At 71.6% G+C, this 12,099-nt stretch carries 9 protein-coding genes; 3 read left to right on the top strand and 6 right to left on the bottom strand.

Features of this window, described 5'->3' with window-relative positions; translation table 11 throughout:
• Positions 1–145 precede the first annotated feature (145 nt).
• Positions 146–514, top strand: coding sequence for a DUF4190 domain-containing protein (locus AKI01S_RS22095; RefSeq protein WP_067821094.1), 369 nt, complete (start codon positions 146–148; stop codon positions 512–514).
• Positions 515–528: 14 nt separating this feature from the next.
• On the opposite strand, the gene AKI01S_RS22090 is transcribed toward AKI01S_RS22095, so the two are convergent.
• Complete coding sequence (locus tag AKI01S_RS22090) at positions 529–1,128, bottom strand: barstar family protein (RefSeq protein ID WP_067821091.1); 600 nt, start codon at positions 1,126–1,128, stop codon at positions 529–531.
• On the bottom strand, positions 1,118–1,621 hold the full coding sequence (locus AKI01S_RS49360; RefSeq protein ID WP_245681727.1) for a guanyl-specific ribonuclease: 504 nt from the start codon (positions 1,619–1,621) through the stop codon (positions 1,118–1,120). Before AKI01S_RS49360 ends, AKI01S_RS22090 begins: the two co-directional genes overlap by 11 nt.
• 146 nt (positions 1,622–1,767) lie before the next feature.
• Here AKI01S_RS49360 and AKI01S_RS22080 point away from each other — a divergent pair, with 146 nt between their 5' ends.
• On the top strand, positions 1,768–2,718 hold the full coding sequence (locus AKI01S_RS22080) for a MerR family transcriptional regulator (protein WP_067821088.1): 951 nt from the start codon (positions 1,768–1,770) through the stop codon (positions 2,716–2,718).
• Between the two features lie 2 nt (positions 2,719–2,720).
• Here AKI01S_RS22080 and AKI01S_RS22075 read toward each other — a convergent pair whose 3' ends face one another.
• Complete coding sequence (locus tag AKI01S_RS22075) at positions 2,721–3,566, bottom strand: D-alanyl-D-alanine carboxypeptidase family protein (RefSeq protein WP_067821085.1); 846 nt, start codon at positions 3,564–3,566, stop codon at positions 2,721–2,723.
• Between the two features lie 83 nt (positions 3,567–3,649).
• Complete coding sequence (locus tag AKI01S_RS22070) at positions 3,650–4,825, bottom strand: putative hexosyltransferase (protein WP_067821080.1); 1,176 nt, start codon at positions 4,823–4,825, stop codon at positions 3,650–3,652.
• Positions 4,826–4,930: 105 nt separating this feature from the next.
• On the opposite strand from AKI01S_RS22070, the gene AKI01S_RS52650 reads away from it, so the two are divergent.
• Complete coding sequence (locus tag AKI01S_RS52650) at positions 4,931–6,517, top strand: serine/threonine protein kinase (protein WP_067821077.1); 1,587 nt, start codon at positions 4,931–4,933, stop codon at positions 6,515–6,517.
• Positions 6,518–6,597: 80 nt separating this feature from the next.
• Here AKI01S_RS52650 and AKI01S_RS22060 read toward each other — a convergent pair whose 3' ends face one another.
• Positions 6,598–8,892, bottom strand: coding sequence for a transglycosylase domain-containing protein (locus tag AKI01S_RS22060; RefSeq protein WP_084000039.1), 2,295 nt, complete (start codon positions 8,890–8,892; stop codon positions 6,598–6,600).
• A 788-nt stretch (positions 8,893–9,680) separates the two neighbouring features.
• A partial coding sequence (locus AKI01S_RS22055) for a transglycosylase domain-containing protein (protein ID WP_218009770.1) occupies positions 9,681–12,099 on the bottom strand: 2,419 nt, incomplete at its 5' end.

The following is a 12,099-nucleotide window of genomic DNA, read 5'->3' as shown; positions in this document are numbered from 1 at the left end:
CCGTTCCGCATCTAACGCCATGGACGATCCAAGCCCGGCGACGACGACCGCGGAATCGCACCTCCTGGCATAATCCGGACCATCTACCCCCTGCGCACGCGCGCCTGACAGTTCGGCGGCGGGCGCGCGAGCGATCGGGAACCCCATGGCGCAGCCCCCTTACGACCCCTACGGACAGCAGCCCTACCAGCAGCCGGCCGTGCAGCACCACTACTACGGCGCTCCGCAGCAGGTCGTGATGCCGCCCACCAACGGCATGGCGGTCGCGTCCCTGATCTGCTCCATCGCGGGCCTCTTCACCTGCGGCTTCGCCTCGTTCCTGGGGGTCATCTTCGGGCATGTGGCGCAGGGGCAGATCCGCCGGACCGGCGAGGGCGGCAGCGGCATGGCCGTGGCCGGCCTGATCATCGGTTACATCCTCAGCTTCCTCACGATCCTGGTCTGGGGGCTGTACATCTTCGGCCTCCTGGCGGTGATCGGCATGAGCGACTCCCCCAGCAGCAGCACCTACTGACGCGCCGCCGACCGCTACCGGCCCGGATCGCCCCGGCGGTCCGGGCCGGAGTCGTCTCCGGAGTCGTCGGCGGGCTCGGTGTCGGCAGGCTCGGTGTCGGCGGCGGGCTCGGACGGCGCGGGCCGGGGAGCGAGCCGGGGGATCCCGGCGACCTCCACGCCCGGTGTCGGCAGCACCAGCACGACCATCGGCGTCCCGGTGTCCCGCCACCACTCCACGGCCTCGGCGAACACGTCGAGCGCGGTGCGGAACGCCTTCCGGTCGTCCTCGGCGAGCCCGGTCCAGCGTTCCCACAGCACCAGGTAGCCGTGGCGCGCGGGCGCCCAGGACAGGTCGGTGAGGCAGTCCTGCAACGCGTCCCAGTTCTCGCCGTACCACTCCGGCAGGTCGAACGCCTCGCCGCACAGCTTCAGGAACCCGTCCCCGTCGCGGACGCGCCCGGCGTCCACCGTGAACGTGCGCCATCCCGCCTTCGCGGCGCGGTCCCGCCAGTCCGGCTCCCCGACGGTCGCCCAGGCGGTCGGGACAGGGGCGCGCCACTGGTACACACCCGTCCTGAGCCGCCCCGCCAGCAGGTCGTCCAGCGCTCGCTCGGCATCCCGGTCAGTGGTCATCGTGCCTCCCTCCGGTCGGCTCCGGTCGGTTCCGGCCGCCCGATCGTTCCCCGACCACCCGGGAGAAACTGCGGTAGTGGTCGGCGGTGTAATAGCGTTCCCCGTCCCGCCCGGCCACGATACGGCGGGCCCCGCGGGTGCGTTCGCCGGGCGTGGGGACGGTGTACTCGCGGTAGTGGCCGCGTTCCCTGGCGGGCAACAGGCCCTCGCGGTTGAGAAAGTAGGTCCCGTCCTTACGGGAGGGGAACGGCCCGCCCGCCTCGATCAGCCGCAGCGTCTCCCGCGCCTCCGGAGGCAGTTCCGCGACCGTGATCTCGGACGGCGTCGCGGTCCGGCCGGTCCGCGGCGCGGAGCTCCCGGCGGACGGCGAGGCCGACACGACCGGCCCGGCGGTGCCGGACCGCTGCTCGGCGCAGGCGCCGAGTCCCAGCGTCAGCAGCGGCGCCAGAACGCACGCCGCCAGTGCCCCTGCCGTTCTCCGGCCCATCGCCATCGCGGCGCCCCCTCCCCGCGCGGATGCTCGCACGCGCCCCGCGCCCGCCCGATCGGAACGCGTTGACCTGGGGGTATCCCTCCCCTTCATGATCGTGAGTATTCGTGCTTGAGTCTCCACCGACTGGAGACCGCAGGGTGGGGGACATGGACGGCGACACCTTCTACACGATCGGGGAACTGGCCCGCCGCACCGGCCTGCCGGTGCGCACGATCCGGTTCTACTCCGACGCGGGGCTGGTGCCGCCGTCGACCCGCAGCGGGGGCGGCTACCGGCTGTACGACGTGACGGCCGTGGCCCGCCTCGACCTGGTGCGCACGCTGCGCGAGCTGGACGTCGACCTGCCGACCGTGCGACGGGTGCTGGACCACGAGGTGGACCTCGCGGACGTGGCCGCCGCGCACGTCCGGGCGATCGACGTGCAGATCGACGCGCTGCGGTTGCGCCGGGCGGTGCTGCGGGCGGTCGCCAGACGCCGGTCCGGTCCGAAGGAGATGGAACTCATGCACAGGCTCGCGAAGCTGTCCGACGAGGAGCGCCGCAGGCTGATCACCGATTTCGTGGACGCGACGTTCGAGGGGCTGGAGTCCGCGCCGGGCTTCGCCGACCGGATGCGCGCGGCCGTTCCCGAGCTGCCCGACGACCCCACGCCCGAGCAGGTGGAGGCGTGGGTGGAGCTGGCCGAGCTGGTCCAGGACCCCGGCTTCCGCGCCAGCGTGCGGCGGATGGCCGAGTACCAGCACTCCGAGATGGAGCGCGGCGACGACACCGGCGAGGCGCTGCGGTCGCACAACGGGGAGCTGATGGACCTGGTCCAGCGGCGGGCCGGTGCGGCGCGGGAGGCGGGCCTCGCGCCGGCGTCGCCGGAGGCCGCCGCGGTGGTGGACGAGGTCGTCACCGGGTTCGCGGCGGCCGCCGGGCGGGACGACGACCCCGCGTTCCGCGCCGAGCTGCTGGAACGCTGCGAGATCGGCAACGACCCGCGCACCGAGCGGTACTGGAGGCTGCTGGGCGTCATCAACGGCTGGCCGGAGTTCCCGGAACTGTCCCCGGCGTACTCCTGGTTCGTCGAGGCGCTGCGCGCGCGGGTGGGCTGACCTCAGCGGGTGTGGCGGAACCCCCAGTTCAGGATCTTGCGGGCGTCCCGGAAACGGGCCGCCCGCACGGTCGGGGAGCTGTTGAGGACCACGCCGACCAGCGTGCGGCCGTGGCGGCGGGCCGCGAACAGGAAGCTGGCCCCGGCGGCGAGGGTGTAGCCGCTCTTGACGCCGAGCAGGCCGGGGTAGTCGCCGAGCATGGCGTTGGTGGTGAGCCACACGTAACGGCCGTGGCCGTCCCCGGCGCGCAGCGCGTGCCGGGGTTTGCGCACGATCCGCCGGAGTTCGGGGAGGCCCAGCGCGTACCTGCCGAGCACGACCTGGTCGCGGGCCGTGGAGTGGCCCGGCGACGGCGGCAGCCCGGCGGCGTCGGAGTAGCGGGTGCGGGTCATGCCGAACGCGCGCGCGAGGCGGTTCATCTTGCGGACGAAGCGGTGGTGGCCCGGCCCGTACGCCTCGGCGAGCACCGCGGCGGCGTCGGATCCGGACGGCAGCAGCAGCGCGTGGAGCAGGTCGCGGACGCGGATCCGGTCGCCGGGGCGCAGCCGCGCGACGGTGCCGTGGCGGGCGTGCGCGTAGGCCAGGTGCTGGGGCTTCACGCGCAGCCGCCGGTTCAGGCCGCCCTCGTGGACGACGACGACGGCGGTCATGACCTTGGCGAGGCTGCCGATGGGGCGGCGTTCGCGGGCGCGACGCCCCCACAGGATCTCGCTGGTCCCGTCGTCGACCAGCAGGGCGGAACGGGCCTGGACACCGGGCGGCGCGGGCGTCGTCCGGGCGTGGGCGGCGCCGGGTGTGAGGAGGCCGGACAGCAGGGCGAGAGCGGCGAGCACAGGGGTGATCCGCATGACCGGTGAACTACCCCTCCCACCTGGTGTTCCATTCGGGAGAGACGAGATCTTGACGGGAGTTGCGCCGCGGGCTGCGCTGGTCAGCCCGCCCAGGCCCCCGAGGTGAACGTGAGCAGCTGGAGCACCGCGAACGGCAGCGCCGCCGCGACCAGTCCCGCGAAGGCCCTCGGCCAGCGCACCGCCATGCCGCCGAGGGCCAGCCACAGCGGCCACCACAGCAGCGTCGCCCGCCCGATCGACAGGTAGTACGACGAGGTCATCAGCGCCACCAGCTGCAACCCCACGTACGTCGCCTCCGGCCACCGCCGCCGCAACAGCAGGAACACCGTCAGCGCCACACCGACGGCGGCGGCGGCCAGCTCGATGCGGAACGCGAGCGTGAACTCGTTGTCCACCGCGAACGCCGCCTGCCAGGTCAGGTCCAGCGCGTCCCACGGCATCGTGAACTTCCGGTCCCAGCCCGCCTCCTGCGCGTGCTGCCACGCCATCCAGTCGCCGGTCCGCGTCCACTGGTAGAAGGTGTAGGCCGCCAGCGGCAGGAACGGCAGCACCAGCCACCCGGCCGGCCGAAGGCCCCCGCTCCGTCGTCCGTGCGCGCCGACCGCGTACTCCACCAGCATCGCCAGCACCAGGAACAGGCCGGTGATGCGGACGGCGGAGGCGGGCATCGCCAGCAGCCCCGCCCACATCCACTGCCCGCGCCGCGCGCACAACCAGGCGGGCAGCGCGAACGCCAGGAACAGCGACTCCGAGTAGCCCGCGAACAGGAACACCGCGCCGGGGCCCGCCAGCATCGCGACGACCGCCATCGTGCCGAGCCGCCCGGACGGCGCGCGCTCCCCGCCCTCCCCGGATGTGGCGTCGGTCACCTGCGCGCGTTCGGCGTCGTTCCCGAGCCGGGCCAGCGCCACCACCGCGACCGCGCCCGCGACCAGGGAGATCAACAACCCGGCGGCCCGCAGGTCGCCCACCAGGGCGCCGACCGCGCGCAGCGCCAGCGGATAACCGGGGAAGAACGCGGGCCATCCCGGATCGAACTTCTCCCACGGCGGACCGTCATACCCGTACGTGGCCAGCTTGGTGAACCGGACCGCGTCCCACTGCGCCCACCTGTCAAGATACGGGCGGGAATCGAAGAGCGCGGGCAGCGCGCGAGGGGCGACCGCGACGACGAACATGACGCCGAGCCACGCCCCGAGCCACAGCGCCAACGCCCCGCGGTCCCCCGGCCGGAACCGGTCGGTGATCGCCTTCACTTTGCTATTCGATTTCCGTTCGTCGGATGCTTGGTCGACCGAGATCAACTGACACCACGTCCAGGAAACGGCGACGACGCCGTGCCAACGAGAGGAGCCGCAGGGGTGGATCTTCCCACGGTCGGGGAACCGCTGGGACCGGGGGACCCCGAGCGCGTAGGCCCCCACGTTATCCGCCGGGTCCTCGGCAGGGGCGGCCAGGGCGTCGTCTACCTGGGCGAATCTCCCGATCACGGGCCTGTCGCGGTCAAGCTGCTCAGCGGCCCCGGCGGCGGGGTCCCGGGCGAGGCGGCCCGGCGGTTCCAGCGGGAGGCGGCGACGGCCAAGGCCGTCGCCCAGTTCTGCACCGCGCGGGTGCTGGACGTCGGCGCCACCGCGGACGGGCGGCCCTACATCGCCAGCGAGTACGTGCCGGGCCCGTCGCTGCTGGCGCTGGTGGGCGGGCAGGGGCCGCGTTCGGGCCCGTCGCTGGACCGGATCGCCGTCGCCACCGCCACCGCGCTGGTCGCGATCCACGAGGCGGGCATCGTGCACCGCGACTTCAAACCCGGCAACGTCATCATGGGCCCCGACGGGCCGCGCGTCATCGACTTCGGGATCGCGCGGGAGACGGCGACCGCGACGACGGCCGGGGAGGCCACCGACATCATCGGCACGCCCGCCTACATGGCGCCCGAGCAACTGCGCGGCGAGCCGCTGACCGGAGCGGTGGACGTGTTCGCGTGGGCGTCGACGATGGTGTTCGTCGCGACCGGGCGGCCGCCGTTCGGGACCGACGCGATGACGACGCACCGGATCCTGCACGCCGAACCGGACCTGACCGGTCTCCCCTCGCCACTGCGGGACCTGGTCGCGGCGTGCCTGGCCAAGGACCCGCGTGCCCGGCCCACCGCCGAGCAGCTGCTGTCGGCGCTGATCACCGGCAGGGCGCCCACGCTGGCCGCGCCGGGGCTGCCGCCGCGGCCGTCGGCCGCGCAGATGATGGGGATCGGGGCCGGGCTCGCCGCCTCGTCCACCAACCAGCCCCCCGCGCCACCGCTGCCGCCGGCGCCGTGGGCGCAGGCGGGGGCGGCGACGCAGCCGCCGAAACAGCCCAGGAGCGTCCCGCTGGCGGGGGTGCTGGCGGGCGCGGTCGTCGGCGTGGCGGTCGCGGTGACGGCGGGCTTCGTCCTCTGGCCGGACACCGGCGCCCCCGCCGCGAACACGACGATGCCGCAGTCCTCGACGTCCCCGGCGCCGCCCTCACCCCCGGCCGACTCCGCCCGCCCGTCCCCCGCCGGGTCGGCGAAGGCCAAGCCGACCCGGACCGCCAGCCCGAAACCGTCCAGAACCGCGACGCGCAAGCCCCCGCCGAAGGGCCCCTGGGCCGCGCCCGGCCTCCCGGGGATCTCCGCGAGGGGCGTGTACGACGTGTCCGGCGGGGAGTTCACCAGCTCGCTGAGCCTGCGGATGACGCGGAAGACCGCCGGGTACGCGCTGTTCGAGCACCAGCACTTCGACGGCGGCACGATGTGCGACTACGGCGTCGAGTACACGAGGTTCGGGCAGGACCACACCGCGCGGTTCGACTCCCGGTGCACGAAGACGTTCCGGGTCCGGACCTGCCTGGCGCGGAACGTCACCCGGGACGCCGCCGGCGCCCTGAAGATCGACTACATCCGCTGCGAGCCCTGGCACGACGTGCGCGGGTGAACGCTCCCGGACGCCGAAGGCCGCCCTTCCCACTGGGGAAGGGCGGCCTTCGGCGTCCTGCCTGCTAGCCGTCGCGTTCGCTACGCGCCCTCACCGGAGGGGCGGCTCTGCGGGCGGTAGCCCTGGGTCTCGGGACCGTCCGGTTCCTTCGTGCAGCTCGCGTGGCCCGGGTGCCACCTGCACCACCGCTTGAGCTCGTTCGGATCGGTCGGCGGCTTGTCGGGGTCACAGCCGACCGGGACGCCGGGACTGGTGCACGGCGGCTTCTCACCCGAGGGCGGCGGACTCGTCGGCTCGGTGGGCTCCTCCGGCGGCTCGGTGGGCTGGCAGTTCGGGGGCTGCTGGCCGTTGCCGTCGCCGTTGCCGCTGCCCGGTTCGGTCGGCTGGCACGAAGGTGTCTCGGACGGGGTCGTCGGCTTCTTCGTCGGCTTCGGCGGGGGCGGCGCGTCCCACTGGTGGTTGGTCAGGCCCGTGAAGGTCGGCGGCGCGAACTGCTTCGGCTCCAACTGCTTGTAGGCGATGACCTTCTGCATGAAGCTGTTCCAGATCTTCGCCGGGACGGTACCACCGTAGACGCTGCGCGTCTGGGGGAAGCCGGGGATGCCCGAGATGGGCTTGACGCCCTTCGTGTTGTACATCGACACGGCCGCGGAGACCTGCGGGATGTAGCCCACGAACCAGGCGGCGGAGTTCTTCTCGGCGGTACCGGTCTTACCCGCGACCTGACGGCCGTCGGGGAGCCGCGCCGCCGTACCGGTACCGCTGGTGACCACCGAGCGCATCGCGTAGTTGGCCTGCGCCGCCTGCTCGGCGTTGAGCACCTGCTCCTTCTTCCAGGGCAGCGGGACGTTGGTGACCTTCTTGCTCACCGGGTCCTTGCGCGTCACCTTGGTGATCAGGTGCGGATCGACGGCGGTGCCGCCGTTGGCGAACGCCGCGTAACCGGATGCCTGGTAGATGGGCGGGATGTTGGAGATGCCCAGCGACAGACCTGCCATGTTGGCGTGCGGCTTGATGTAGGAGTTCGGAACGCCGAAGGCCTCGGCGGTCTTGACCACGTTGTCGAGGCCGACCTCCAGGCCGAGCTTGACGTAGGAGGTGTTGACCGACTTCTCGGTGGCCTTGACCAGATCGATCACGTTGAACGGCGGATCGCCCGCGTCGTTGCGGACCGGGTAGCCGCCACTGGTGCAGTTGCCCGGGACGGCCCCGGAGGCGGTGAAGCACATCGGCGACTTGCCGCTGATCATCGACTTGACGCCGTGGCCCTGTTTGAGCGCGGCGGCCAGCACGTACGGCTTGAACGACGAACCCACCTGCGCGCCGGGGCTGAACACACTGGGCAGCTGGTTGCGCTTGGGGTTGCCACCGTAGAACCCCAGGATCTCTCCGTTGGAGGAGTCGACCGCGATCAGACCGGTGCCGATGTGCTTGGGCCAGGAGCCGACGCCCTGCTCCTTCATCGCGTCGACCGCGAATTTCATGATCTTGGGGTCAAGGCTGGTCCGGATCTCGATGCCGCCGCTGCCGGCGAGGACGGCCCGGGCCAGCTCAGGGTCGATCTTGTTGAGCTCGAACATCACCCGGTCGCGGATGTAGATGGACTGTGGGTCCTCCTTGACGTCGCTCCACTCCTGCTTGGTATTGGGGAACCTCATCGCCGCCCGCTTGGCCTGGTCGAGCTTGCCCATCTTGACCATGCCGTCGAGAACGTAGTTCCAGCGGTTCTTCAGCGCCTGGACGGCCTCGGAGTCGCCCTGGGTCTTGAAGTAACCGGGCTGCTGGATCAACGCGGCCAGCATCGCGCCCTCTTCGACGCTGAGCTTGTCGACGGTCTTGTGGAAGTAGGAGCGCGCGGCCATCTGGATCCCGAGCGACTGGCGGCCGAACGGGATCGTGTTCAGGTACATCTCCAGGATCTGCTCTTTTTGCTTGCTCTGGCCGAGCTTGGACGCGATGAAGATCTCCTTGAACTTCCGGCTCATCGTCCGGTCCTGGCTGAGGCCCTTGTAGTAGTTGCGGGCCAGCTGCTGGGTGATGGTCGAGCCGCCCTCGACGCTCTCACCGGTCGCCGCCTTGAGGAGTGCGCGGGCCATGCCCTTGGGCGAGACGCCGAGGTTGCTCGTGTAGAACTCGCGGTCCTCGGCCGCCACCACCGCGTCCTGCACATGCGGGGGGACCTTGTTGATCGCCACGAACTCGCGCTTGGCGCCCATCCGCATGAGCGGCGTGCCGTTCTTGTAGGTGATGACCGACCCCTGGGAGAGCACGCCCTCCTGGGCGGCCTTGTCATCGGGGACCGGCGTCATGCTGTAGCCGACGAAGACCAGGACGCAGGCAGCCAGCACCATCACCGCGGCGACGCCCGCCGTCACCTTCCACGACGGGACGAAGCGGCGCCAGCCCTCCTTGCGGGGCTTGCGGCCGTCCCCGTCGCCTCCGCCGCCCTTGCCGCCCCGGCTCCGCCGGGGCCGCTTCTCGGTCTCGTCCCAGAAGCCGTCGCCTCCGCCGCCACCGGGGCCGCCGCCACCAGGGCGACGCGGCCCGCCAGGGCCGCCCGGGCCTCCGGGGCGACCGGGGCCGCCCGGCCGGGGAGCGGGCGGGGCCTGGTGTTCACCGCGCTGCGGGACCGGGGGCGGGGGCGCGGCCGGACGGCGGCGGGCGCCCGGCTGGGGCCTGCCGCCCGTCGTACGCGGTGCCTGCCGTCCACCGCCCCGCGCGGGTCTGGGCGGGCCGCCCCTCGCCTCACCTGGTGCGCCCCGGCCAGTGCGGGGCGCGCCAGGACCGCCGGGGCGGCGCGGGCCCCGGGGGCTGGGACCGTCTCCGTATTCCGGACCATATTGGCTTGGGTAACTCACGCGTCCTCATCACCTGGGGTACGGCTGTGCGTCGTCCGAGGGTACTGCTGACTCCGAGGCGTGGGGGGCCACCGAGTTCCGGTACTAGGGAGACGCAGAACTGATGGTGACGGATCACCGGGCATGTTCGCGACTTAAACCGGTACACCCGTTAAGTGGATATATGCCGTTCCTACTCTCTCACATGACCCTTCGTTCACTCATGTCGCCTAGTGTCCCGCTTGTGATCTGCCGGAACATCCATCCGCCCGCGAACGCGGACGCCCCGCGCGGCCGGGGCCGGGCGGGGCGTCGCGGATTTCGGGTCAGGTCCGTGGTCGTCCCGGGGAGACGACGAGGGGCACCCGGCCGGCCGAGTTCGGGAAGATCAGTCCGTTGTCGTCCTGATCCTGGCCGCCGCCACGAGGTCGGCACCACGGGTGCTCGCGGTGCGACGCGCACCACCAGAACGGCGGCTTGCGGGACGGCGGCTTGTTCGGGTCACAGGAACCGTCCGCGACCGGCGACTGGCACGGGGGCTTGTTCTGGTCGTCGGGCTGGCCACCCTCGCCCTTGCACCGCGGGTGATCCTTCAACCAGGGCAGGTTGCACCACTCCGGACGGTCCTTGTCCTCCTCCTTCTTCTCTTCCTTCTTCTCCTTCTTCTTGGGCGGCTTGGCCCACAGCTCGGTCCGGCCGCCGAACACCGGAGGCGGGAACTGCTTGATCTCCATGCCGTCGGTGGCCTCGGCCATGTAGGCGCGCCAGATCTTGGCCGGGCCGCTGCCGCCCTCGATCTCGCCGTGGCCGTCCAGGATCAGGGGGCGCTTGAGCTTGGTGACCGGGTCGACCTTGTCGCTGTACATCGTCACCGCGGTGGACACCTGCGGGATGTAGCCGACGAACCAGGTCGCGACGTTCCGGTCGGTGGTGCCGGTCTTCCCGGCGACGGGGCGGCCGTCGGGCAGCGCCGCCGACGTCCCGGTGCCGCGCCGGACGACCTGCTGCATCGCGTAGGTGGCGTCGGCCGCGACCCCGGCGTCGAACACCTTGCGGGTCTCGTGCCGGTACTTCTTCCAGTGCGTCTTGTTGTCCTTCGCCATCACCCGGCGGATGACGTGCGGCTTGTGGTAGGTGCCGCCGTTGGCGAACGCCTGGTACCCCGCCGCCTGCTCGATCGGGCGGATGTTGTTGATGCCCAGCGACAGACCGGCCTGGGCCGCGAACGGCTTCAGCATGTCCGGGGAGACGCCCGCGTCGGTCGCGGTCTTGACGACGTTCTGGAGCTTGACCTTGAGGCCGAGCTGCACGTACGCGGTGTTGGTCGAGTCGGCGGTCGCGTCGATGAGGTTGACGGCGGGGCCGGCGCTGTGGCCGTTCGGCACCTTGATCGCGCCCGGGGTGCCCACCGGCACCACGTCGCCGTTGAAGTTCAGCGGGATGCGGGACCGGCCCTCGACCATGCTCCGCAGGCTGTAGCCCTGCTTGAGCGCGGTGGCCAGCACGTACGGCTTCATCGCCGAGCCCGCCTGGGCGCTGCCGCTCCAGACGTTGTCGAACGCGTACTTGAGGTAGTCGGGACCGCCGTAGAACGCCTCGACCTCGCCGTTGGCGTTGTTCACCGACACCAGCCCGACGCGGATCTTCCGCTTGGCGAGCTTGACGGCGTTGATCTGCGGCACGCCGCGCTCGGCGGCGGCCTTCGCCAGTTCCATCTTCTTCTTGTCGAAGGTGGTGTAGACGCGCAGGCCCTTGGTGGTGAGATCGGTCTCCTTGACACCCATGCGCCGCAGCTCCTCCTTGGCGCGCATGAGCATGTAGCCCTTCTGGCCCGCGTAGACCGGGCTGTGCGCGTTCACCGTGAGGATCTTCGGCAGCCGCTGGCCCATCTGGTCGGCCCGCGCCTTGTCGAGCTTCTTCATCTCGACCAGGCCGTTCAGGACGTACCGGTACCGGCCCGTCACCCAGTCGCGGTTCTGCTTCTTGGCGATGTCACGGTTGGGGTCCTGGATGGCGCCCGCCAGGACGGCGGCCTCCTCGACCGTGAGCTTGCCGACGTTCTTGTCGAAGAACTCGCGCGCGGCGGCCTGGATGCCGTAGGTGTCGCGGCCGAAGGAGACCGTGTTCAGGTAGAGCCGGAGGATCTCCTGCTTGCTCTTCTCCTCCTCCAGCTTCATCGAGATGAACATCTCTTTGGCCTTGCGGCCGTAGGACCGGTCGAGCGGGTTGGAGTAGTAGTTCTTGGCGAGCTGCTGGGTGATGGTGGAGCCGCCGCCCCGTCCGCCGGTGAGGTTCAGCCAGACCGCCCGTGACGTGCCCTTGATCGAGATGCCGCCCTTGTCGGACCAGAACGAGCGGTTCTCGGCCGCCAGCACCGCGTCCTGCACGTGCGGGGGGATCTGGTCGAGCTTGTCGATGATCTCGCGGCGCTTGCCGATCCGGCCGATCTCGGTCTTGCCGTCGGCGTAGTAGAAGATCGACGCCTCGTCGTCGACGCCCTTGACCGTGGGCTGCTCGGGGACCGGCGTGTTGGCGTAGGCGACGCCGATCATCGTGGCGACGCTCGCGCCCCCGAGCAGCGTCGTGCCCAGCACGACCTTCCAGGACGGCAGGAAGCGCCGCCAGCCCGTGTCGCGGGACCGGAGGTGCCGCATGAAGCCGCCGCCCTGCGCCCCGGCGGTCTTCGCGCGCCGGGAGCGCCGCGGTCCCTCGGGGCCGCCCGGTCCACCGGGTCCCCCAGGCCCG

The organism is Actinomadura kijaniata NBRC 14229 (genome assembly GCF_001552175.1).
Classification (GTDB): Bacteria; Actinomycetota; Actinomycetes; order Streptosporangiales; family Streptosporangiaceae; genus Spirillospora; species Spirillospora kijaniata.
The sequence above is the reverse complement of the archived record's forward strand: the minus strand, read 5'-3'. Positions and strand labels throughout refer to the sequence as shown.

Bases quoted from the DNA above. Each gene is read 5' to 3' on its own strand.
- AKI01S_RS22095 (WP_067821094.1), top strand. From the start codon at position 146: ATGGCGCAGCCCCCTTACGACCCCTACGGACAGCAGCCCTACCAGCAG.
- AKI01S_RS22090 (WP_067821091.1), bottom strand. From the start codon at position 1,128: ATGACCACTGACCGGGATGCCGAGCGAGCGCTGGACGACCTGCTGGCG.
- AKI01S_RS49360 (WP_245681727.1), bottom strand. From the start codon at position 1,621: ATGGCGATGGGCCGGAGAACGGCAGGGGCACTGGCGGCGTGCGTTCTG.
- AKI01S_RS22080 (WP_067821088.1), top strand. From the start codon at position 1,768: ATGGACGGCGACACCTTCTACACGATCGGGGAACTGGCCCGCCGCACC.
- AKI01S_RS22075 (WP_067821085.1), bottom strand. From the start codon at position 3,566: ATGCGGATCACCCCTGTGCTCGCCGCTCTCGCCCTGCTGTCCGGCCTC.